Source organism: Kribbella sp. CA-245084 (assembly GCF_050942355.1).
Taxonomy (GTDB): Bacteria; Actinomycetota; Actinomycetes; order Propionibacteriales; family Kribbellaceae; genus Kribbella.
In genome coordinates, this window is sequence record NZ_CP192053.1 from 99929 (window position 1) to 122123 (window position 22195).

22 protein-coding genes are annotated in these 22195 nt (G+C 68.7%); 11 read left to right on the forward strand and 11 right to left on the reverse strand.

Translation table 11 applies throughout. The features are described from left to right. Both ACQPYH_RS00510 and ACQPYH_RS00515 read left to right on the forward strand, forming a co-directional pair. The gene (locus ACQPYH_RS00510) at nt 1–1032 is read left to right on the forward strand and encodes a hypothetical protein (protein WP_432884980.1); all 1032 of its coding nucleotides are present in this window, start codon (nt 1–3) and stop codon (nt 1030–1032) included. Nucleotides 1033–1102: 70 nt separating this feature from the next. Continuing rightward, nucleotides 1103–1924, forward strand: coding sequence for a siderophore-interacting protein (locus ACQPYH_RS00515; protein ID WP_432884983.1), 822 nt, complete (start codon nt 1103–1105; stop codon nt 1922–1924). On the opposite strand, the gene ACQPYH_RS00520 is transcribed toward ACQPYH_RS00515, so the two are convergent. Next, a complete protein-coding gene (locus tag ACQPYH_RS00520; protein WP_432884985.1) occupies nt 1921–2628 on the reverse strand; it encodes a hypothetical protein in 708 nt (235 codons plus the stop codon). The genes ACQPYH_RS00515 and ACQPYH_RS00520 overlap by 4 nt on opposite strands. A gap of 37 nt (nt 2629–2665) precedes the next feature. Here ACQPYH_RS00520 and ACQPYH_RS00525 point away from each other — a divergent pair, with 37 nt between their 5' ends. The 5 genes from ACQPYH_RS00525 (at nt 2666) to ACQPYH_RS00545 (ending at nt 8083) form a co-directional block, all read left to right on the forward strand. Further along, on the forward strand, nt 2666–3565 hold the full coding sequence (locus ACQPYH_RS00525) for an aminoglycoside phosphotransferase family protein (protein WP_432884988.1): 900 nt from the start codon (nt 2666–2668) through the stop codon (nt 3563–3565). Between the two features lie 12 nt (nt 3566–3577). After that, on the forward strand, nt 3578–4036 hold the full coding sequence (locus ACQPYH_RS00530) for a group II truncated hemoglobin (protein WP_130445530.1): 459 nt from the start codon (nt 3578–3580) through the stop codon (nt 4034–4036). Nucleotides 4037–4113: 77 nt separating this feature from the next. After that, on the forward strand, nt 4114–5172 hold the full coding sequence (locus tag ACQPYH_RS00535) for a quaternary amine ABC transporter ATP-binding protein (protein ID WP_432884990.1): 1059 nt from the start codon (nt 4114–4116) through the stop codon (nt 5170–5172). Then, entirely contained in the window at nt 5172–7124 is a 1953-nt protein-coding gene (locus tag ACQPYH_RS00540; RefSeq protein ID WP_432884992.1) for an ABC transporter permease subunit, read from the forward strand. Before ACQPYH_RS00535 ends, ACQPYH_RS00540 begins: the two co-directional genes overlap by 1 nt. Beyond that, complete coding sequence (locus tag ACQPYH_RS00545) at nt 7121–8083, forward strand: ABC transporter substrate-binding protein (protein ID WP_432884994.1); 963 nt, start codon at nt 7121–7123, stop codon at nt 8081–8083. The genes ACQPYH_RS00540 and ACQPYH_RS00545 overlap by 4 nt, the downstream gene beginning before the upstream one ends. A 93-nt stretch (nt 8084–8176) precedes the next feature. Here ACQPYH_RS00545 and ACQPYH_RS00550 read toward each other — a convergent pair whose 3' ends face one another. Further along, nucleotides 8177–8701 (reverse strand): RNA polymerase sigma factor, encoded by a 525-nt coding sequence (locus tag ACQPYH_RS00550; protein WP_432884995.1) that lies wholly within the window; start codon nt 8699–8701, stop codon nt 8177–8179. Between the two features lie 258 nt (nt 8702–8959). On the opposite strand from ACQPYH_RS00550, the gene ACQPYH_RS00555 reads away from it, so the two are divergent. Beyond that, a complete protein-coding gene (locus ACQPYH_RS00555) occupies nt 8960–9556 on the forward strand; it encodes a ParA family protein (RefSeq protein ID WP_432884997.1) in 597 nt (198 codons plus the stop codon). A gap of 34 nt (nt 9557–9590) precedes the next feature. On the opposite strand, the gene ACQPYH_RS00560 is transcribed toward ACQPYH_RS00555, so the two are convergent. The 4 genes from ACQPYH_RS00560 to ACQPYH_RS00575 all read right to left on the reverse strand — a co-directional run bounded on the left by ACQPYH_RS00560 (nt 9591) and on the right by ACQPYH_RS00575 (nt 13564). Further along, on the reverse strand, nt 9591–10739 hold the full coding sequence (locus tag ACQPYH_RS00560) for an ROK family transcriptional regulator (RefSeq protein ID WP_432885000.1): 1149 nt from the start codon (nt 10737–10739) through the stop codon (nt 9591–9593). A gap of 74 nt (nt 10740–10813) precedes the next feature. Then, the gene (locus ACQPYH_RS00565; RefSeq protein ID WP_432885003.1) at nt 10814–11689 is read right to left on the reverse strand and encodes an oxygenase MpaB family protein; all 876 of its coding nucleotides are present in this window, start codon (nt 11687–11689) and stop codon (nt 10814–10816) included. Nucleotides 11690–11722: 33 nt separating this feature from the next. After that, nucleotides 11723–12259 carry a GNAT family N-acetyltransferase gene (locus tag ACQPYH_RS00570; protein ID WP_432885005.1) on the reverse strand — a complete coding sequence of 179 codons (537 nt, stop codon included), beginning with the start codon at nt 12257–12259 and terminating at the stop codon, nt 11723–11725. Nucleotides 12260–12268: 9 nt separating this feature from the next. Continuing rightward, nucleotides 12269–13564 (reverse strand): XRE family transcriptional regulator, encoded by a 1296-nt coding sequence (locus tag ACQPYH_RS00575; RefSeq protein WP_432885007.1) that lies wholly within the window; start codon nt 13562–13564, stop codon nt 12269–12271. Between the two features lie 214 nt (nt 13565–13778). On the opposite strand from ACQPYH_RS00575, the gene ACQPYH_RS00580 reads away from it, so the two are divergent. Then, nucleotides 13779–13967: a hypothetical protein gene (locus ACQPYH_RS00580; protein WP_329004684.1), complete on the forward strand. Its 189-nt coding sequence runs from the start codon at nt 13779–13781 to the stop codon at nt 13965–13967. Between the two features lie 393 nt (nt 13968–14360). Here the strand turns inward: ACQPYH_RS00580 and ACQPYH_RS00585 are convergent, their stop codons facing one another. Then, nucleotides 14361–14753 carry a MarR family winged helix-turn-helix transcriptional regulator gene (locus ACQPYH_RS00585; RefSeq protein WP_432885010.1) on the reverse strand — a complete coding sequence of 131 codons (393 nt, stop codon included), beginning with the start codon at nt 14751–14753 and terminating at the stop codon, nt 14361–14363. Between the two features lie 28 nt (nt 14754–14781). On the opposite strand from ACQPYH_RS00585, the gene ACQPYH_RS00590 reads away from it, so the two are divergent. Further along, nucleotides 14782–15213: a MarR family winged helix-turn-helix transcriptional regulator gene (locus tag ACQPYH_RS00590; protein WP_432885013.1), complete on the forward strand. Its 432-nt coding sequence runs from the start codon at nt 14782–14784 to the stop codon at nt 15211–15213. On the opposite strand, the gene ACQPYH_RS00595 is transcribed toward ACQPYH_RS00590, so the two are convergent. From ACQPYH_RS00595 to ACQPYH_RS00605, 3 genes are read right to left on the reverse strand one after another with little or no spacing between them, the layout of a single operon-like run. Then, entirely contained in the window at nt 15210–16649 is a 1440-nt protein-coding gene (locus tag ACQPYH_RS00595; RefSeq protein ID WP_432885016.1) for a GNAT family N-acetyltransferase, read from the reverse strand. The genes ACQPYH_RS00590 and ACQPYH_RS00595 overlap by 4 nt on opposite strands. A gap of 41 nt (nt 16650–16690) precedes the next feature. Next, nucleotides 16691–17179 (reverse strand): hypothetical protein, encoded by a 489-nt coding sequence (locus tag ACQPYH_RS00600; protein WP_432885019.1) that lies wholly within the window; start codon nt 17177–17179, stop codon nt 16691–16693. 52 nt (nt 17180–17231) lie between these two features. Further along, the gene (locus ACQPYH_RS00605) at nt 17232–18686 is read right to left on the reverse strand and encodes an MDR family MFS transporter (protein WP_432885022.1); all 1455 of its coding nucleotides are present in this window, start codon (nt 18684–18686) and stop codon (nt 17232–17234) included. A gap of 119 nt (nt 18687–18805) precedes the next feature. Between ACQPYH_RS00605 and ACQPYH_RS00610 the strand changes: the two genes are divergently transcribed. Continuing rightward, entirely contained in the window at nt 18806–21037 is a 2232-nt protein-coding gene (locus ACQPYH_RS00610) for an NACHT domain-containing protein (RefSeq protein WP_432894680.1), read from the forward strand. Here ACQPYH_RS00610 and ACQPYH_RS00615 read toward each other — a convergent pair. Continuing rightward, nucleotides 20937–22157 carry an MFS transporter gene (locus tag ACQPYH_RS00615; protein WP_432885024.1) on the reverse strand — a complete coding sequence of 407 codons (1221 nt, stop codon included), beginning with the start codon at nt 22155–22157 and terminating at the stop codon, nt 20937–20939. The genes ACQPYH_RS00610 and ACQPYH_RS00615 overlap by 101 nt on opposite strands. Between the last annotated feature and the right edge of the window lie 38 nt (nt 22158–22195).

Below are 22195 nucleotides of genomic sequence, written 5' to 3' on the forward strand. Positions count from 1 at the left end.
ATGAAGGCTCGAATCCTTGCTGCACTGGTCGTGCTGGGGCTCGGGGCGGTGCCGATCACCGCCCAGGCCAGCCCGGACCCGAACCTGAAGATCGACGCGGTGGCGATCAACCAGCCCGCGGTCGCGGTCACCGGCCTCAATACCTTCCCGCTCACGGTCACGGTGACCGGGAAGTTCACCGATGCGGAAGACGCGAAGACCCCGGTGCTCGTCATCCTCCAACGGACCGGCGGATCGGGCCCGGCGACGTCGATGATCTCGACCAGCCTGCCGCGGCTCGCCAACGGGACCTGGAGTGGTCACCTGTACGTGCCCTCGACAGCCAACGGCACCTTCAAGGTGACCGGCGTGATCCACGGCCCGTTCTTCCCCGGCAGTGGTGACATGACCGACCCGACGCCGTTCAGCGGCCCGTCGCTCGCGGTCATCGGGACGCACATTCCCCGCATCAGCGCGTCGGTGATCCCGAAGGTCGTACCGTTCGGCAAGCCGTACTCGATCAAGTGGGCCGTCACCGACACCCAGACCGGGAGGCCGTACGGCAGTCGGCTCCGCGTGGTGCTCGGCAACGACAACACCTGCGCCGAGTACATGGGCCCGGGCTACACGAACCTCACCGACGTCGCCGGCACGGTGACCAAGTCGTACCCGGCCTCGCTCGCCGACTTCGTCAACTGCCTGCTACTGCCCGGCAACCCGTCGTCGAACGGCGGACTCGGGCTCGTCCCGGCCCGCCCCGGCATCGTCTCCGCGACGCCGTCGAAGACCAGCGCCACGGTCGGCACGATCGTCCCGGTGAACGGCGTGGTCGCCGGCGCGCCGTCGTCCTGCAAGGTGTACCTGCAGCGGCTGTACGGCGCGACGCAGTGGAAGACCGTCAGCCCGGCCGGGAACATCCGCTCGTACAGCGGGAAATTCGTGCTGAACGCGCAACCGGCGTACAAGGGCCTGATTCCGTACCGGGTGTACTTCCCGCTTTGCTACAACTACCAGGCCGGCGTCAGCAAGGTCTTCTACATCCGCGGGACCTGAGTGCTTCGGGCGGGTGGGTTAGGCTTACTTAGGTAGGCCTAACTTATCCGCCCGAGAGGACTGTGGTCGCGTGACCAGCCCCGCACCCCGCCGTAACCGCGTCTGCAAGCGCGCCGTCGTACTCCGGACCGAGCGGATCACTCCGCACATGATCCGCGTCGTGCTGACGTCAGACGACTTCGCCGACAACGGCTTCAGCGATCACTACGTGAAGCTGCTGTTCTGCAAGGACGGCGTCGAGTACCCCGAGCCGCTGGACATGGGTGTGGTGCGCGAGACGTACCCGGCCGAGCACTGGCCGACGATGCGGACCTACACCGTCCGCAGCTGGGACGAGGCGTCGCGCGAGCTCGCCATCGACTTCGTCCACCACGGCGACGAGGGTGTCGCAGGCCCCTGGGCGGCTTCGGCCCAGCCGGGTGACGTGCTCTGGTTCAACGGTCCGGGCGGCGCGTACTCGCCGGACGAGGCGGCCGACTGGCATCTGCTCGTCGGCGACGAGAGCGCGCTGCCGGCGATCGGCTCCGCGGTCGAGCAGCTGCCGCCGGGCGCACGAGCGACCGTCCTGCTCGAGGTCGGGGATGAGACCGAGGAGCAGAAGTTCGGTGGCGCGGGCGACGTCGACGTGCGCTGGTTCCACCGGTCCACCGCTTCCGGTGAGCGCGGCGACGGTCTGGTCGAGGCCGTGGAGGCGCTCGACTTCCCGGACGGTACGCCGCACGTGTTCGTCCACGGCGAGGCCGGGTTCGTCTTCCGAATCCGCAAGAACCTGTACCAGGAGCGCGGTCTCGCCCGCGATCGCGTCTCCCTGTCCGGCTACTGGCGCCTCGGCAAGAACGAGGACGGCTGGCAGGCCGAGAAGGCGGAGACCTCCAAGCAGGAACGAAGCTAGTTCTCGCGGCGTTCGGTCAGTACGTCGATCAGCGTCGAGGACTGGTTCGTCGGAAGGACCCAGTCCTCGCCGTTGGCCTGCAGGATGACGGCTGGGCCTTCGCTGGCGACCGCGTGGGTGACGGCGATCGGGAACTTGAGCCGCTCGGCACCTGAGAGCGAGAACTCGTAGGTGCCGGTGATGCCGGTCAGCGGGTAGGTGCGGAACTGGTGTTCCGAGCGCGGGATCGGGTGCGACTGGATGGTGACCGAGTCCGCACCGACGAGGACCGCGGCCAGCGGGATGCCACGGAGCCGGAAGACGAGCTCGTACGGCGTACCGGCGAGCTCCGGGACGAACGGCACCAGCAGGGCGCGATCGGCCGCGCGGGCCAGCGCCAGACCGGCGACGATGCCGACGATGAGACCGGGCAGCGCGAGAATCGCCGGCCACCACACCCCGACCGCGAGCGGGAACAGCGTCACCATCAGGCCCGCGAGACCGCCGAACAGGCCGGCGACCCCGAGCCACCAGCGCGGCTGGTAGCGATGCCGTCGCCGCAGTACGAAGCCCGTCACCAGCATCGCCAGCGGTACGACGCAACCGATCCAGGCGAGTGCCGATCCGGTCGAGGCGATCAGCGCCACGAGCACCAGCAGCAGCACCGGGATGCCCAGATAGATGACCGCCACCAACCGCTGAACCCGCCGATGCCTGCTCTCCACAGGAAAACCCAAGCACATCGAGGCCGAACGACCTACTGTGCCGGGTGTGATCGAGATTCCCGCGAGGCTCATCCGGAACCACAGCGAGAAGGCTCCCGAGTGGCTGGCCAGTCTTCCGGCGGCCCTCGATCGGTACGTCGACGAGTGGCAGCTGACCGTCTCCGGTGACCTGATGAGCGGCGAGGCGTCGTTGATCGTGCCCGTCGTACGGCGGGACGGGACCCCGGCGATGCTCAAGCTGCAGTCGGTCAACGACGAGAGCGAGAGCGAAGCGCTGGCGCTCCGGACCTGGAACCACGACGACGTCGTCGAGGTGTACGAGGACGACCCGGAGACCTCGACGCTGCTCCTCGAGCGCCTCGAGCCGCGCACCCTCGACGATCTGCCGGACCACGTCGAGGCGACGCGCATCCTGGCCGAGATCCTCACTCACCTGATGGTGATCCCGGCTCCCCCGGGCGTCCGCCGTCTCGCCGACATCGCGGGTCAGATGATCGAGGACGCACCCGCGATCATTCCTCTGCTGGTCGACCCGGCCGACCGTGCGCTGGCTCAGCGCCTCGTCGCCCAGGTGGCCGAAGTACTGCCCGAATCCGGTGACCGGCTGCTGCACTGGGACCTGCACTACTACAACGTGATGGCCGCCCACCGCAGGCCGTGGCTGGCCATCGACCCGAAGCCGCTGGCCGGCGATCCGGGGTTCGAGCTGATGCCGGCGTGCTGGAACCGCTGGGACGACCTGGTCGCGACCGGCGACGTGGCGCAGGCGATCCGCAACCGGTTCGACCTGATGCTCGAGGTGACGGGGATCGATCGGGACCGGGCGCTGGCCTGGACCGCCGGGCGGATCCTGCAGAACGTGCTCTGGTTCACCGAGGACGGCGACACCCGGATCGAGGCCGAGCTCAAAGCGGTTACCGATGCCCTCTTCGCGTGATTACATAATTACGTGACTACTCCGACGCTGTACGACTGGGCCGGCGGACACGACGCGCTGCGCCGGCTGACCGAGGTGTTCTACGACAAGGTGCTCGAAGACCCGATCCTCGCGCCGGTCTTCGCGCACATGAGCGACAAGCATCGCGAGCACGTGGCGATCTGGCTGGGCGAGGTGTTCCGCGGCCCGAGCCGCTACACCGACGAGCTCGGCGGCTACCCCGCGATGCTCGCCCACCACCTCAACCTCGGGCTCACCGAAGAGCAGCGTTCCCGCTGGGCGGCGCTGATCGCCCAGAGCGCCGATCCGGCCGGTCTCCCCGACGACCCGGAGTTCCGCTCGGCCTTCGTCGCCTACATCGAGTGGGGCACCCGGATCGCGCTTGCCAACTCGCAGCCTGGCGCGACCCCGCCGCCCAAGGCGCCGGTGCCGCATTGGGGCTGGGGCGAGGCGCCGCCGTACCAGCCCTGACATGAGTTAGCGCCCTTGCCGTTGGGTAGAGTCCCGGTTCACGTTGTGTCTGCCTGCGGGGATGCGAGGGTTTACCTGTGACCGCTCAGCTCGAATACCCCGACATCCAGGCTTCCGACGCCCTGCTGTCCGTCCAGGACCTGTGGAAAGTGTTCGGACCGAAGGCGCAGCGCGTCCCCCGCCGTCCCGACCTCGCCGCACTCGACCGTACCGCGCTGTACGCGAAGACGGGCTGTACGGCGGCCGTGCGCGACCTGAGCTTCGACGTCGCGCCCGGCGAGGTGTTCGTCGTGATGGGCCTGTCCGGGTCGGGCAAGTCCACCTTGGTCCGCTGCCTCACGCGTTTGATCGAGCCGACCGCCGGCCGCCTGGTCTTCGAGGGTGAGGATCTGCGGGCGGCCGACGAGAAGCGGCTGCGGGCGTTGCGGCGGAGCAAGTTCTCGATGGTCTTCCAGCACTTCGGGCTGCTGCCGCACCGCAAGGTGATCGACAACGTGTCGTACGGCCTCGAGATCCGCGGCGAGAGCAAGCCGGACCGGCGCCGGCGCGCGCAGGAGGTCATCGACCTGGTCGGCCTGGCCGGCAACGAGCACCTGTACCCCGAGCAGCTGTCCGGCGGCATGCAGCAGCGGGTCGGCCTGGCGCGGGCGCTCGCCAACGATCCCGACGTACTGCTGTTCGACGAGCCGTTCTCCGCGCTCGACCCGTTGATCCGGCGCGAGATGCAGACCGAGGTCGTGCGGCTGCATCGCGAGGTCGGCAAGACGATGGTGTTCATCACCCACGACCTGTCCGAGGCGCTCAAGCTGGGCGACCGGATCCTGCTGATGCGCGACGGCGCCGCGGTCCAGCTCGGCACCGGCGACGAGCTGGTCGGTGCGCCAGCCGACGACTACGTGCGCCAGTTCGTCCGCGACGTACAGCGGGCCGACGTACTCACGCTGCGCTGGATCGTCCGCGAGCCGCGGCCGGACGAGCCGCTCGACGGGCCGGAGCTCGGTCCGGACGTGCTGGTCCGGGAGGCGACCCGGCTCGTTCTCGAGTCCGACCGCCCGGTCAAGGTCGTCGACGGCGGCACGCTGCTCGGGGTTATCGGCGACGAGGAGATCCTGGCCGTCGTCGCGGACACGAACTGATGGCGTCCATCACCGGCTCCGTCGAGATCGAGGTACGACGGCCTCGCCGCAGCGTCGTCGTCGGCGTACTGCTCGTCGCCTGGGTCGCGCTGTACTTCGTCCTGCGCGGCATCGACACGCTCGTCCTCGGCGGGCAGGAGACGACCGCGCTGCACCGCTGGCTGACCGAGCACCGCGACGACGTCGGCCAGGGGAACGTCTTCTTCGACGCGATCCGGATCGCCGTCGACCACTTCGTCGTACTGCTGCAGAACCTCATCTCGCAGCCGTCGTTCGACCGCCCGGTCCCGGCGATCGGCTGGCTCGGCGTGATCGCGATCTCGGCGTACTGCGCCTGGGCTTTCGGCAACTGGAAGGTCGCCGTCCTGACCGCTGCGGGGCTCGGCTTCGTCGGGCTGCAGGGGTTGTGGCAGGAGAGCATGGACACGCTCTCGCTGACGATCGCGGCCGTACTGCTGTCGCTGCTGGTCGCGATCCCGCTCGGGATCTGGGCCGGGTTGTCCGACCGCGCGTTCAAGGTCGCGACGCTGGTGCTCGACCTGATGCAGACGCTGCCGACGTTCGTGTACCTCGCGCCGCTCACGCTGTTCTTCGCGATCGGGCCGGCCGCTGCGACGATCGCCACGCTGATCTACGCGGCGCCGCCCGCCGTACGGCTGACCGCGCACGCGATCCGCTCGGTGCCGCCGGAGAGCGTCGAGGCGGCTCGGTCGCTCGGCTCGACCCGTGGGCAGACGCTGACCAAGGTGTTGCTGCCGATGTCGCGTTCGACCGTTGTCGTCGGCATCAACCAGACGATCATGGCCGCGCTGTCGATGGTGACGGTGGCCGCGCTGATCGATGCGCCCGGCCTCGGCCAGACCGTGCTGAAGGCGCTGCAGACGCTCGACGTTGGCGTCGCGTTCAACGCCGGGCTGGCGATTGTCGTGATCGCGATCGTGCTCGACCGCGTCACGACCGCGGCCGGCGACCGTCCCTGGCGTACGGCGAACCGTCGTCGCCGTCTGCTGCTCGGTGCCGGCGCGGTGGGGGTGCTGGTCGCGGTGTGGTTCTCGCGGACCTACGTGTGGGCCGCGGAGTTCCCGGCGCAGGCGAACATCGGATCGCGGATCGCCATCATCGCGTCGGACGTGACCGACTGGGTCCAGAACGTCTTCGGCGGTTTCACCTACGGCGTGCGCGACGCGGTCACGAACGGCCTGCTCAACCCGCTCGAGGGACTGCTGACGGGATCGCCGTGGTGGCTGGTCACCGTGGTCGTCGTCGCGCTGGCGTTCGTGCTCGGCGGCTGGCGAGGCGCCGTACCGGCTGCTGTGTGTTTGGGGCTGCTGGTGGCGACCGGGGTGTGGCAGGACAGCATGGTCACGCTGGCGTCGACGCTGCTCGCGACCGTCGTGGTCGTCGCCGTCGGGCTGGCGCTCGGAGTATGGGCCGGGCGCAACCGACGGGTCGACACCTGGATCCGGCCGGTGCTCGACGCGGGGCAGACGATGCCGCCGTTCGTGTACCTGGTGCCGTTCCTGGCGTTGTTCGGGACCAGCCGGTTCACCGCGATCGCGGCCGCGGTCGTGTTCGCCGTACCGGTGACCACGAAGATCGTTGCTGATGGCATCAGGGCGGTGCCGGTCGCGACCGTGGAGGCGGCGAACTCGGTCGGGTCGAGCGGCTGGCAGGTGATCAGCAAGGTGCAGCTGCCGGTGGCGCGACGGGCGATCACGCTCGCTGTCAACCAGGGCCTGATCTACGTGCTCTCGATGGTCGTCGTCGGCGGACTGGTCGGCGCGGGCGCACTCGGGTACGACGTGGCCGCCGGGTTCGCGCAGAGTGAGTTGTACGGCAAGGGTCTGGCCGCCGGGCTGGCTATCGTCCTGCTGGGCGTCATGCTCGACCGCATCACCCAGGCGGCGGCTCGCCGTACCGAGAATTTCACAACAAGAGGAGACAAGCGGTGAACAAGCTCCGGTACGCCGGTGTGCTGACGGCGGTGGCGCTGGCCATGACGGCGACTGCTGGGTGTGGTGGCCAGAAGGTCGGGGAGGACAAGCCGGCCGCCGCGGGCAAGGACTGCGGCACGTTCAACCTGACCGTGAGCCCGTGGGTCGGGTACGAGGCGAACGCCGCGGTGGTCTCCTACGTGGCGACCAAGGACCTCGGCTGCAAGGTGGTGAAGAAGGACCTCAAGGAGGAGATCGCCTGGCAGGGCTTCTCCACCGGTGAGGTCGACGTGAACCTGGAGAACTGGGGACACGAGGACCTGAAGAAGAAGTACATCACCGACGACAAGGTCGCGGTCGAGGCCGGATCCACCGGGGTCAAAGGCATCATCGGCTGGTACGTCCCGCCGTGGATGTCCGCGAAGTACCCGGACATCACGGACTGGAAGAACCTGAACAAGTACGCCGCGCTGTTCAAGACGTCGGAGTCCGGCGGCAAGGGGCAACTGCTCGACGGCGACCCGTCGTACGTGACGAACGACGAGGCGCTGGTGAAGAACCTGTCGCTGAACTACAAGGTCGTGCAGAGCGGCAGCGAGACCGCGCTGATCCAGGCGTTCCGGGACGCGGAGAAGAACAAGAAGCCGCTGCTCGCGTACTTCTACGAGCCGCAGTGGTTCTTCAACGAGGTCAAGCTGGTGAAGATCAACCTGCCCGCGTACAAGGCCGGCTGCGACGCCGACCCGGCGAAGGTGGCCTGCGACTACCCGCCGTACGACCTGGACAAGATCGTCTCGAAGAAGTTCGCCGACTCCGGCAGCCCGGCGTACGACCTGGTCAAGAACTTCAAGTGGACCAACGAGGACCAGAACGCCGTCGCGCGCATGATCGCCGTCGACAAGATGACCCCGGACCAGGCCGCGCAGAAGTGGGTCGACCAGAACCAGTCGAAGGTCAACGCCTGGCTGGGGAAGTAATCCGGCATTGACCGTCCGAGCAGTCCCGCTGAAGCCGCCGGCGGGACATCCGCTCGATCCGGTCCATGATCCAGCAGGCAAGGCATGGGAACTTCATGGCCGGCCGCCCAGGGTTTGACGCACGGTGCTTCGGGCTCGGTGCAGACGTGACTTCATCGCGGCTGTACTGAGCCCGAGCGCCTTGGCGACCATCGGGCCGCTGTAGCCCTGGACGTCGCGGAGGACGAGGACGCTGCGCTGGTCCGGCGGCAGGTCGGCAATCGCAGCGGCGACGGCCTGCGCCTCCAGTTGGCGCAGGACCTCGTCCTCCGCGGATGCCGCGGTGGTCTCCGCTGTGATCGGGTGCTCGCGCAACAGCAGACGGGCGCGGCGCAGGCACTCGTTCCGGACGATGCGGAACATCCAGGACGTCAGCGCGCTGGTGGCGCGGAGCATGCCGATCTTGCGGTACAGGATGATCAGCGCCTCCTGCGCGGCGTCCTCGGCGTCCTCCGGCGTACTGCAGAGGGTCCGGGCGAACCGCCGCACCGTCGGGTGGGAGTCGGCGACCAGCGTGGTCAGGGCGTTCAGGTCGCCTGCCCGGGCGGCGGTGATCAGCTGCTCGTCGAGGTCAGCCACGGCTCCTCCGACGCAGGACGGCGACGCTGCAGGCGCCGAGCAGCAGCACCACGACAACTGCTGCGATGGTCAGGGTGACGGTCATTTCGCTCTCCTTCATCGGTGCGATTCGGGAGTAAGAGGCGGTGGGCGGGCGAAAGGATTCTGGGCTGAAGTGGCCTTGAGCTTGTTCACACGGGCCGGGGGCAACTATCACGATGTTCGAAGGCAACGCCGATGACACGCCGGAAATCGGACAAAACCGGGTAAGTTCTGTTCATGATCATCGTGACAGCTGCACTGAAGGGCGGGGTCGGGAAGACAACCACGTCGGTGTATTTGGCCGCGCTGGCATCTTCCAACCGTCGTACATCCACTCTGATCGACGCCGATCCGCAGGGCAGCGCGGCGGACTGGATCGCGGAGTCCAAGGACGACCAACTCAACCGGATCGAGATCGCGGAGGCGCCGACCGAGCGCCTGCTGAACAAGGCGCTGGACAAGGTGCCGCCGGAAGGTATCGGCATCGTGGACATGCCGCCGTCGCACGAACGCCTGCTGAACAAAGCCCTCGAACGGGCCCGGATCGTGATCATCCCGGCCCGCGTCGGGGGCGTCGAGACACCCCGGGTGAAGGCCGTGATGGAGCTGGTCCCGGACGGCGTGCCGGCCGGCCTGGTGATCTGCTCGGCCCGCACCTACACCCGCTCGTACCAGGAGGCCATGCAGCAGTACGCGCAGGAAGGCATCCCGGTCTGGGGCACCATCCCCGAGCGCGTCTCCATCACCGCCGGACCCACCGGACCGCTCGCAGCCGACGGCCTCGAGTCGTACAAGAAGGTCTGGCGCAAGATCCTCGCCGCCGCCCGCAGCTGACCCGAACCCCGCGGCCATCACCTGGTCGCGGGGATCAGCGGTGCAGGGGTGGTTCGCCGCGGACGTACGAGCGGATCACCGTGGCTGCCGCGCCGCGGGCCCAGTCGTCGAAGGTGTGGGAACGCAGCATCAGCCGGCAGTCGCCCGCGGCGCCGAACGCATGCTCGGCGAACGCGCGCCGCATCCGGTCCTCGTACAGGTCGTACTCCGCGACGCCCTCGCCGGCGATCACGACCAACTCGGGGCCGACCAGGTTCACCATCGCGGCCAGCGCGGAGCCGATCACCTCGCCGGCCCGGTCGAATGCCTCGCGGGCCTGCTCGTTGCCTTCGTGCGCGAGCTTGATCGCACCCGCCAGGTCCAGGTCCGCGCGCCCGGTCGTCTCCCGGGTCCGGGACAGGATCGCGTCCGACGAAGCGACCGTCTCCACGCACCCACGCCGGCCGCAGGTGCAGACCAGGTCGCCCGGCGCGAGAGGCAGATGGCCGAGCTCGCCCGAGACGCCGTACGCGCCGGAGACGACCTCGCCGTTGATGTAGAGCCCGCATCCGATGCCGGAGCCGATCGTCACCACGGCGAACGAGTCCGCGTTCACCCCGACGCCGAACCAGTGCTCGGCCACAGTCAGCGCCCGTACGTCGTTCGACACCACGATCGGCACGCGCACCCGCTCGCCGAGCAGCTCCGCGACCGGTACGCCGCGCCAGCCCATCAGCGGCGAGTCCCGCACCACGCCGTGGGCAGCGTCGACATCACCCGACACCGCGATCCCGATGCCGGCCAGCGGACCCGCCACCGCCGTACCGGACTTCAGTGAGCCGATCAGCGCCTTCACATGGGCGGCGAGTCGGTCGATCACCACCTCCGGATTGGTGTCGTCCAGCTCTTCGTGCCGGATGTTCAGGATGCCCGCGGTGAAGTCTGTCGTGACCCCGATCAGGCTCGTCGGCGTCACCTTGACCCCGATCACCGAGACGCTGCTCGGTACGACGGTCAGCGGGCTGACAGGCCGGCCGATACCCAGCTGGCTGTCCCCGTCCACCGGCGAGGCCGGCTGGTCGGTCACGAACCCGGAGTCGATCAGCGGCGCAACAGCCTTTGTCACAGCCGCCTGTGACAACCCGGTCCGGCGTGCGATCTCCACCCGCGGGATCGGTCCCTGAGTCAGAATCCTGGTCAGCACCTCAACTCCCGCCGGCGTAGCCAGGGGAAGAGGACGATGAGGACGCAGCGGCATTAGAACAACTTACCGGCGTGTCATACCTCCGCGCCGCTTTCTGCCAATGTTGGCGACGCGAGAGCCCATCGGATGGTTCTGGTGAGGCCGTCGCCGGCGGCTCGGACGACGGTCTGCTCGGCCAGCGGGACGTATGGGAGCCGAAGCGGCAGCCTGGTCCACCACGGGAGCAGTCCGACCGCGGCAGCCGTGAGTACGCCGTACGCCGGGCGGGCCGCCCACGGGACCGGCGGGTGCACCAGCATGAAGCGGGCCGCCTGGCGTGCCTCCGTCGTACCGCGTAGTTCGGGCTGGTACTCCTTCAGCAACTGCTGCAGCTCGGCGACCGTCGTCGGCGGGTCGATCACGCCCATCTTGCGGGCTACGAGCGCCGCGTCCTCGACGTACAGATCCTGTTCGGCGGCGTCGAGCGGGTGGGCGCCGTACCGCTGGTGGGCGGCGAGGAAGCTGTCCACCTCCGCCAGGTGCACCCACTTGAGCAGGTGCGGGTCGGACGCCCGGTACTTCACGCCGTCCGGGCTGGTGCCGCGGACCCGCTCGTGCACCGACCTGACGTGCTCGATCGCCTCCTCGGCATCCGGGATCGCGCCGTACGTCGTGATGGCGAGGAAGTAGCTCGTACGACGCAGCCGTCCCCACGGGTCGCCCCGGTAGCCGGAGTGCGCCGCCACCGCAGCCATCGCCAGCGGATGGAGGGACTGCAGCAGGAGGGCCCGCAGTCCCCCGGCGAACATCGACGCGTCACCGTGCACCCGCCGGATCGGCCGGTCCGGTGCGAACCAGCGTGGTCCGGGTGTGTTGTGCACGCGGTCGCGCTCAGCATGCGGATCCGGACCCGCGACCTTCGTCAGGATCATCCGCGCCAGACCGTCCCGCAACGGGTTCAAACCAGCCATACGACCAGTCTCCCCGCCACTCCAAGCGCCGGGCTACTTCGACGAGTACTCGTCCGCGAGGAGGGAGTAGAGCAGGGAGTCGCGCCAGCCGCCGTTGGTGAAGACGTGGTCGCGGAGATGGCCCTCGTAGGTGAAGCCGAGCCGTTTGACGACCGCGATCGAGGCCTCGTTCTCGGGACCGATCGCGGCGGTGACCCGGTGCCGCCCGAGCGTGCCGAAGGCGAACCGCAGCAGCACCCGGGAAGCGTCCGTCGCGTAGCCGCGCCCCCAGTGGTCCGCGCCGATCGCGTACCCGAGCTTGGCGCCCCAGGCGCCGCTCGGTGCGATCCGCGCGAACCCGATCACGTGGTCGTCGTCCGGCCGGGTGACGGCCAGCATGTAGTCGGGACGGTCCTCCTGCGCGGACCGCTGGACGATGCCGGCCAGATTCTGCACGGCCTTCGCCCGGTCGTAGCTGTCGAACGCCATCCAGGTCGTGACACGGTCGTCGCCGGCTATCCCCAGATAGTCGTCCAGATCGGTCGTACGGAATTCACGCAGTGTGGTCAGCTCGCCGCTGAGCGGTTCCATTCGCGCAGGTTACCGGGGGTACGTCTGCATCGGAGTCCGGGTGAAGGTCTCGATCTCCTCCTGCAGCTCGCGTGCGTCGTCGGCGCGACCCGACTGCCGCAGCGCCTGGTGGACCCGGCGCGCCGAGTGCACCACGCCGTTGATCCGGCGCTCGGTCGGCAGGGTCAGCACCGGAGCCAGCGCGTCGGCCGCGCCGTCCAGCTCGCCGCTCGAGATCCGGGTGATCGCCATCGCGGCGTGGCTGCCGGCGGCGTCGCCGAAGGCCCACTCCGGGTGGTTCTGGTCGGTGTAGGCGTCGACCGCCTGGCTGGAGTACCGCTGGGCCTGCTCGACCTCACCAGGCAGCTGGGCGAGCGCGTCCGCGGCGTAGTACAGCTGGCGGTTGCGGCCGAACGTGCACAGGCCGCCCATGTCGTCGAGGTCGTCGTTGTGGACGGAGTTCCACGCCTCTTCGGCCCGCTCGAGCGCGGCCCGGGTGGCCTCCGGGTTGCCGAGCGCGGCCCAGGCGCGGGCCTCGCTGACCGGGAGCCAGACGCTGGTGGTGCTGTTGGCCTGCTCGGCGTACCCGGCGCCGAGCTGGGCGTAGCGCACCGAGTCGTGCGGGTTGCCGGCCCAGTAGGAGACCAGGGACTGCAGGCCCCGCACCCAGGCGCGCAGGCCGTGGTGGTCGGCGTTGTCCGCGCACATGAACGCGGTCCGCGCCTGGGTCAGGGCGGCGTGGGGGTTGCCGAGGTCGTGGGACGCCTTGGCGAGCAGGCCGCCGGTGACGCCGGCCAGGAAGTACAGCTGTCGGTGGTTCTCCGGGCGCTGGCGGCTCTCCAGCAGACCGAACACCAGGTCCTGCGTCTCGACCAGTTGGCCGAGGATCTCCGGCAGTGGGCGCTGTGGGTACGCCTGGGCGGCATGGCGTACGTCGGCGTACACCTGTTCCATGGCCTCGCTTCCGAGGCCGGACTGGGCCGCGAGGGCAAATGCCCTCGCGCGGCTGGCAGCCATGTCGAGAACCTCCATCTCGTTACCTGTCGTGATCCGTCCACTCGCGGCAGGTGCCGGCACCACCTGGGCGGCCTGTTCGGGCACATACGGCGCGAGGAGCTCCTCGACCGGTTTGCCGAACATGCGTTGCAGGGTGCGCCGGGTCTGAGGAGTGGTCCCCGCGCGCTCGCCCGATGCGAGCCGACGCAGGTGCCGCTCGGTGATGGTTCCACCCAGCTCGACGAACTCGGCGACGATCTCGGAGTAGGTCTGGTTCCGGCGCTGGATCAGATGCGCCAGGACCGTCTTTGGCGCGTACCTACTCGCCATCGTTCCTCCCGTTCACGTCAGTACAGACGTTGTCTCGACTCATGCCCCACGACAAGGTGCTGTCCCCCAGATGTCCGTCAGAGGACCGGAAGAGGTCCGGCAAAGGTCCGGTTCAGGTCCTAGAGCGGTCACGGTGGGCTCGTGCACCATTACTGCCATGACAACCAGTAAGTCCAACTGGTTGCAAGGCCTGAGAGTTACGGGGTGAGAGGTAGTGAGCATCGCGGAAGTGACGTCGAGACAGCACCGGCGCAGAGTTCGGGTCTGGTTCGGCGAGCACGTGATCGCGCAGTACGTGGCTGAGGCGCCATTGGCGGCCCGCTACGAACACGCAATGCGGCGCCGTTTTGCCGGCCTGAAGGTCACCAACGACCTGCTCGGCCCGCTCGACTCCACAGACTGAAACACCGGTAGTAGCCGCACCACCTTAAGGCGTCCGGGTCCTCCTCAGACCCGGTCCGCTGCGCCCTGAGGTCTCCTCACGCTCAGGGGCAGCTCTGGAAGGTCCGGGGCATTCCTCAGCTCCCGGACGAAACCCGAGGTGCGGTCCGGAGCACTCCTCAGCTCCGGACCGCACCGCCCTCCCGAAACCCGGCTGGGCCTGGCGGTTGAGTTCCCTGTATCGCCGCCGCCCAGCCGTTCCAACCACCTCCTGGCCGACACCTCGGGCCAGGCAGGGTCGAGTGTCCTGGGCGGTAGGACACCGGAGGCCCCCGTCACCTCACCGGGAGCCTCCCCCTGAGGTGGCCGGCTCCGAGTGTGACCGCCGCGCCTGGGCGGTCACATTCGGAGCCCCTTAGCCGAGGTTGTCCGCCATCCGTTTCAGCACGCCGACGGTGGCCAGGTACTCCTCGTCGCTGATGCCGGTGGTGATCTTCCGCCGCTGCGCCTGGACCTTGGTGTTCAGTGCCGCCAGCGCGCGCTCGCCGGCCTCGGTCAGCTCGTCGCCGGTCAGCCACTCGCGCTCGACCAACGGATTCGTCACTGCGGCGAGCTCGGTCGCACTGTCGCTGAGGAAGGGTGACAGTGCGACCGCGATCTTCTGCGGTCCGGCCGCCGCGTTCAGCGCCTGCCACTGCCGGCGGTTCAGGCCGTCGGCCGCCAGGACCCGCTCGAAGGATTCCTCGAGCAGCCGGTCTACTTCCTTCAGCCACCACCCGATAGGCTTGTTGTCATCTGACATATACATGTCAATGAGCATATAGTTGGAGCTGGGCATGGACAAGACCGAGCCGATCGCCACGGTCGAGGCCGCGATGATCGCGATCCGCCGCCGGCAGACCCGCCGTACGCTCGCGGTGCAGTCGGGCGGACCTGATCCGGTCCAGGAGGTCCTGGACGCGATCGAGGCGGCCGAGCCCGATCTGCTCGGCGTCAACGGGGTCGCGGCCGCGATGGGGGTGGATCAGCCCCGCGCGAGCAAGCTGGTCGCCGCCGCAGTGTCGGCCGGCCTGGTACGGCGTGAGGCCGATCAAGCCGATGGGCGTCGTACGAACCTCGTGCTGACCGCGGACGGGAGACGGCAGTTGGAGGTCGTCCACGGGTTCCGTCGGGAGCGGTTCGCTGCCGCGATGGATGACTGGACGGGTGACGAACGAAAGGTGTTCGCGGACCTGCTGGCCCGGTTCGTGACCGGGTTGGACCGCTAAATGTCCGCTTCGGGTCCGCCGCAGGCGCGTTGCAGATCGGCGAAGGTTCCGTCCGGGTCGTGCAGGATCCGCATCCCGTCGCTGACCACTCGCCTCGTGCCTGCATCGACCGGGTCCAGGTTCGCCCAGGCGGTTGCGGTGACGCCGAGCTCGATCTCCAGGCCGGAGGCTCGCGCGATCCGGACCTCGCTGAGGTACGGACCCCACTGCTGCCGGCGTACGACGCTCACAGCGCCGAAGGCCTTCAGCCACTCGTCGTCGGCCAGATACTTCTCCGGTACGTCGGTCAGCAGGACGAGGTCGACGTCCGACGTCATCTTCGCCGCGTCGCGCGCCCACGATCCGACCATCGCCATCCCGCGGATCTCCGGCTGACCCTCCGCCCACTGAATCGCGGCGGCGACTACCTCGTCGACCTCCTGCCGTCGCACCGACGGATCGGCGACGTAGACGGCGAACGGGGCGTCAGGCTGTACGTCGGGCGAGCCTTCGGCCCAGCCTTCCGCGCGGATCTCACCGGCGTACTGCAGGCCGAGTCGCTTCATGACCGCCTGGGATGCGGTGTTGACGCGCTCGGTCAGGGCGATGACGGCCTGGGCGCCGAGCGTGCTGAAGGCGAAGTCCAGGCCGGCGCGGCCGATCTCGCCCGCCAGGCCGCGTCCGCGGGCCGATTCCTTCAAGGCCCAGCCGAGCTCGAGCCGGTCGACCGCCCACTCCGGTCCGACCAGGTCCGCGATGGCCGCGGTTGTCGGTGAGTCGGCCGGGATCCGCGAGAGTCCGCCGCGGCCGGCGAGGGGGCCGGTTCGCTCGTACGCGATCCACTTGCCGGCTCCATCCCGCTCCCAGCCTGCCTGGATGGCCGCGACCTGCGCGGCAACCTCCTCCGGAGACCAGTGCGCGTCGTACCAGCGGGACACCCACGGATCGGCGAAGACCTCCGCGAGGTCCGCCGCATGTCCGGGGAGGACACCGTTGGGTCCGGTGATCGGCTCGAGCCGGAGGCGGTCGGTGAACCGGGTCCTGAGCGCGTGCGCCACCAGGTCGCGCAGCCGCCGGTCGCCGTCGGTCCGGTTGACCATCAAGAGGTCCAGGTCGTCCGGACCGGCCCACGCGGACGCGTCGTGCTTGCCGGCTTCGAGACGGGGCTTGGTCAGGTCGCCGTCAATGGTGATGAGGTAGTCGACCTCCCGCCGTACGCGGCCCTCCCATTCCCACTCCCAGTCCGCGACGGTCCAGACGATGTCGCGGACCTTCCAGCCCGTCTCCTCCTCGACCTCCCGCGCCAACGCCTCCTCCGGCGTCTCGCCCGGCTCCAGATGCCCGCCGACAATGTCCCAGATCCCAGGCAACAACCGCCTCTCCGCCGTACGCCGCTGCAGGTAGACGCGATGCTGCTCGTCCCGAATCAATGCCCCAACACAGTCGACCGCACGCATGACCCCAACCTAGGACAGCCACATCCGACGGCTCGACCGGTTTAGCGGTAGCCGCTGCCGTTGCACATCGCACAGGTCGTATATCCGCCGCTGCATTGTGAGCAGCTCTTGAAAGTGCCGTCGTAGTCCTGGACCGAGCCACGGCCGTTGCACGACCAGCACATTTGCTTGCCGTTGCTGCACGCGGTGCACGGCTGCCTCGCGGGACCTGCCGTCGCCCAGTTCGCTGTCGAGCTGGCCTGCTGCGCGCTCACCGGTGGACGGTTCGCTGCGCGTGCCCGGCGGTTGGCCGTGCGGGCCGCGATGCAGTCCGCGTCGGCTCTGGCGACCGGCGGCCGGATCCGGATGTAGTACCAGAGCGCCAGCGGAATGCTCAGCAGGACGAGGTACGCGACGACAGGCAACAACGCCCACAGCCACTTCCGCTTCCCGGCCTGTTTCCAGGCGTGACCGTGCAGTCGCAGCACGCTGACGAACATCACCAATGACGTGAACAGGCTCGCCAAAGCGATCAAGTTGAGTGTTTTCATCCCCGCCCCCAGTTCGGAGTATGTGCTGCGCATCGCAGCCGCACAAGGGGGATCAGGCGTTGGACAGTGGGCGCTCGGCGACGCGGTTCGGCATGAAGGTGACGGCGGCTACGAGGAGTACGGCGGCGATCGCGGCGCCGTAGTACACATCGTGGATCGCAGGGGCGAGTACGTCGCTCGGCAGCTTCTCGAGGTCCTCGTGGTCGCCGCCGAGACGCGCGGCCACCACTCCGTTGGCCACGGCACCGAATACCGCGACGCCGACCGCACTGCCGACCGAACGGGAGAACATGTTCGCGCCGGTCACCACGCCCCGCGTCTGCCAGTCCACCGACGACTGTGCCGCGACAACCGACGGTGAGGCGGAGAAGCCGAGGCCGATGCCGATCACGAAGCACGCCGCGGCCAGGTGCACCACGGAACTCCCGGACCCGACCGTCAGCAGCAGCCCAGAGCCGAGTACGACGATGATCGCGCCCATCAGCATCGTGGTGCGGAAGCCCACCCGCAGATAGATGCGCCCGGCAAACGATGCGGCGATCGGCCAGCCCAAGGTCATTGCCGCCAAAGCGAATCCGGCAACGAGGGCCGACGTACCGAGCACGCTCTGCGCATACAGCGGGACGTACGTCGACAGCCCGATCATCAGCAACCCGATCAGCAACGCGGCCGAGTTCGCCGAGTTCAGCACGCGCTGCCCGAGCACCCACAACGGCAGGATCGGCTCGGCGGCGCGGCGCTCGACCAGCACGAATGTGGTGAGCAGCATGACCGCCGCGGCCAGGATCACGATGCTCGCGGTCGAGTCCCAGCTCCACATCACGCCGCCCTCGAGCAGCCCGAGCAGGAGCAGCGAACCGCCGACCGCGAGCAGGACTCCGCCGGCGTAGTCGATCGTGTGGCTGGTCTTGCCGGCGACCTTCTCCTTGAACCGGCGTACCAGCACCCACGCGGCCGCCATCCCGAGCGGGATGTTGACGAAGAAGATCCACCGCCAGGAGATGTAGTCCGAGAACACGCCGCCGAGCGTCGGCCCGACGAACGACGAGATGCCCCAGACGCTGGCGATGTAGCCCTGCACCTTGGCCCGCTCCGCGACCGTGTAGATGTCGCCGACGATCGTCATCCCGATCGGCTGGATCGCCCCCGCGCCGAGCCCCTGCACCAGCCGGAACGCGATCAGCGCCGGCATGCTCCACGCGAACCCGCACAACACCGACCCGAGGATGAACAGCCCGACGCCGAGCAGCATCATCGGCTTCCGCCCGCGCTGGTCGGCGAGCTTGCCGTAGATCGGCACCGACACCGCCTGCGCGAGCAGGTAGATCGAGAACAGCCAGGGGAACTGCGTGAAGCCGCCGAGATCGTCGACGACGGACGGTACGGCGGTGGCCAGGATCGTCGCGTCGATCGCGACCAGCCCGACGCTCAGCATCACCGCCAGCAGGATCGGCCCTCGCTCCGACCGAAGCCCCACACTCGTCCGGTCGATCCGCTCAGTAGTCATATCAGCCATCAATGTATGTGACCTGACAACAATTCCCCTAAGCGCTGATCGCCTGCTGGACGGCGACGCGCGCAGCCGGGTTGGTGGGCTCACGGACCGTTACGCTCCGGTGGGTGAGGATGCGGGACGGTCTGGTGCGCGCCGTCGTGCTCGTGGTGACCGTCTCGCTCACGCTGGTGCTACTCCCGATCGCGATCAACGTAGGCACCGGCGGGACCGCGCCGGCCTTCCTCGAGCCGTACGTCGGTTGGGCCTGGCCGCTGATCGGCGTGCTGTGGGTGGTGGCGATCGTCACCGCGCTGCTCGAGGTGCGCAACCGCCGTCTGCCCGTCGTCTCCAGCCGCAGCGCCGACCAGCCGCGCAACCGTACGAACGCGCTGGCCCACATCGATCGCTACCTGTCCGAGCGCCAGGCCGGCTCGCTCGCCTCGCGTACTCGCATCGCGTTGGCTCTGGAGGAGCACCCCGACGCAGTGGTCCGTCCGTACGACCTGCTCGTCCAACCGCTCGACCGCGAGCCTAGACGGGTGCCGAACGAGGCAGACATCGCGAACGTCTTCGACGAGCTGCAGGACTCCATGCTCATCCTCGGCGCACCCGGCGCAGGTAAGACCACCCTGCTCCTGGAGCTCGCGCGGAACCTCGCCGGGCAAGCACATGCCGACGACAGCCTGCCGATCCCGGTCCTGCTCGACCTGGCCGGCTGGACCACCCAGTCCGCCTACCAGAGCGACGACGACCCCAACGACAGCGCACTGCTCGCGGGCTTCGTCCGCTGGCTGCTGTACGAGCTGAACGACCGCTACGGCATCCCAGCACCGGTTGGACGCACCTGGTTGCGTGACGGCCGGTTTGCCCTGCTGCTGGACGGACTCGACGAGATCAACGAACCGGACCGCGCCAAGCTCGCACCGGTCCTGGAGGAGCTCCGCCACAACTATCTGATCGGTCCGATCGCAGTCACCTGCCGCACGCACGATTACGAGCGTCTGCCTCACCAACTGAGGCTGTACGGCGCTGTGCACATCAGACCGCTCACGCGACAACAGGTGCTCGACTACTTCGCCGCTGTCGGCTCAGCACTCGACGGTGCTCGGGTGGCGATCGAGCAGGACGACGAGCTCTGGGACTTGGTCAACTCGCCGCTGATGCTCAACGTCATGGTCCTCGCGTACCAAGGCCGAGCGCCGGAGGACGTGCTCGCCGGTGGGGTCGCGGACCAGCGGCGTGAGCTCTTCGACACCTACATCTGCGAAGTCCTCGCCCGGAACCGCAAGACAGCAAGCCAGTACGACGCCAAGACCGCAGTACGCCGGCTGTGGTGTCTGGCGTGGTGGACGCGTAGTCGTGCCGGCGACCGCACCGCCGTACCGCGGTGGATGACACCGAACGGCTGGTTCGGACTGTCGCTGCCGGACGTGGACTACCTGACGCATGCAGTCTGCCTGCCGGCTCTGTTCGCTGGACTCAGCGCGGGCGCGACGCTGGTCATGATCGCGCAGTACGGCGCACTAGCCGGGCTGGCTGTTGCTGGTGCGACGCTCTTGCTCGTTCACCTCAGGCCGCACTCGTGGCAGCGGCTGTCCGGAAGCGCACCGGACCGGGGACTGCTGTCTGCTCTGGTGTTGCTGGGCAGCACAGCGGTGACTGTCCTGGTGACTGTGGCAGCGCTGGGGCTGGTTGAGCTGCTGACAGCCAAGGTGGCGCTCATTGTCGAGGCTGTAGCGATCGCTGGGTCGTACGCCGTCGAGTTCGTCATCTTCCACGACAACTCACGTCGGCTGCTGCTCGGTGCGCGGTTAGCCTTGGTTGTTGGGGCGAGCTGGATCACGTTGAGCCTCGGTGACGCCACCGCCTTCGCGTCCGGGGTGGCGATCGCGCTACTCGTTGCCCAGGGCATCCGGATGGTGAAGTCCCTGCCGACCGACCACCTGCCCGCCACACCCGACAAGGGATGGCGGATGGACCCGTGGGTCGGCGGTGGCGTCGTCGCTGCCTTCATCGTCGCTGTGGCTCTCGGAGCGGACTTGGCGTCGCTGCAAGTCGAGGCGGTCGTTGGCATCCTGATCGGCACGGTTGCCGCGAAGCCCTGGCGACGGCGACCGCCCGTCCTTGCCGGACCCCTGTCCCGGCTGCTCCACGACTCGCTGCTCCGCTGGACCGGGTACTTGCCGTGGCACCGCCGCGCCTTCCTCCGGTACGCCGCCGACCGGTACGTGCTCGCGCACACCGGGCATGGGGAGTACGCGTTCATCCACCTGCTCGTTCGCGATCACCTGGCCGAATGCGCTCCGGACGAACTCGCGGCGAAGGTCGATCGCCGGATCGCGGAGCGCGCTGCCCGTCGGTAACCGGCTCGGAGATCGCGTACCCGATCAGACTGCAGCAGCAGACCAGCGCGATCAGCGGGCTCAGGGCGAGCTGCAGCGACGTGTGCTCGGCGATCGTGCCGAGGACCGGCGTGGCGACGCCGCCGATGCTGACGGCGAGGCCGAGCGTCATACCGCCCGCAGTACCGACGCGTCCCGGGAGGAAGTCCTGCCCGAGAGTCACGTGCAGCGAGAACGGGATCGACATCGCGATCGCGGTCAATGCGAGGAAGGCGAAGAATGCCGGACCTGGGATGAACACCAGGCAGGCGATTGCGGGCACGGCGACGGCGTACGACGAGCGCAGCGTGCGGACGCGCCCGTACCGGGTGGCCAGTCGACCGCCGATCAACGTGCCGAGCGCGCCCGCGGCGAAGAGGATGAACAGGGCGACGCCGCCGGTCGTCGTACCGCCGCCGACTCGCTGTCCGGCGTACAGGGCGATGAAGGTGCCGAGGCCGACGAAGACGATCGAGCGGCAGATCATGATCGCCGACAAGCGCAGGAACGACGACCAGTCGTCGGTGCCTTCCGCTTGGCGGCGGGTGACGGCATCGGTGACGCGCGATCGGATCGCCCAGGAGGTGATCGCGGCACCGAAGAGTGCGGGTACGACGAGCACCGGGGTCAGCGCGAGCCCGCCGGCGGCGATGAGCGGGGTGACGAGGACCGGTGCGAGTGCGAAGCCGACGTTGCCCCCGACAGAGAACCAACTCATGCCGACGTGACTGCCGCCGCTGACGACGCGGGCCATCCGGGCGGCCTCCGGGTGGTACGCCGCGACGCCGAGCCCGGAGAGCGCGGCCGCGAGCCAGCTCAGGATGTAGGTGTGACCAACGCCGAGGAGCGCGATGCCGAGGCCGGCGGTTGTCATCGCGACCGGGATCAGCCACGTCAGCGGACGCCGGTCGGTCAGTACGCCGAACACAGGCTGCACGACGGACGAGAGCAGGGTCGCGGCCAAGGTGATGCCGGATACCGCGACGTACCCGAGGCTGCGCTCGGCGACCAGGAACGGCACGAGTGCGGGCACGCTGCCCTGGTAGATATCCACGCACGCGTGGCCGGTCGCCATCAGTCCGATCGGTCGAAGTCTTCTCACCACTCGATCGTTGCCGCCGGGTGGGCTGTCCGGCTTCC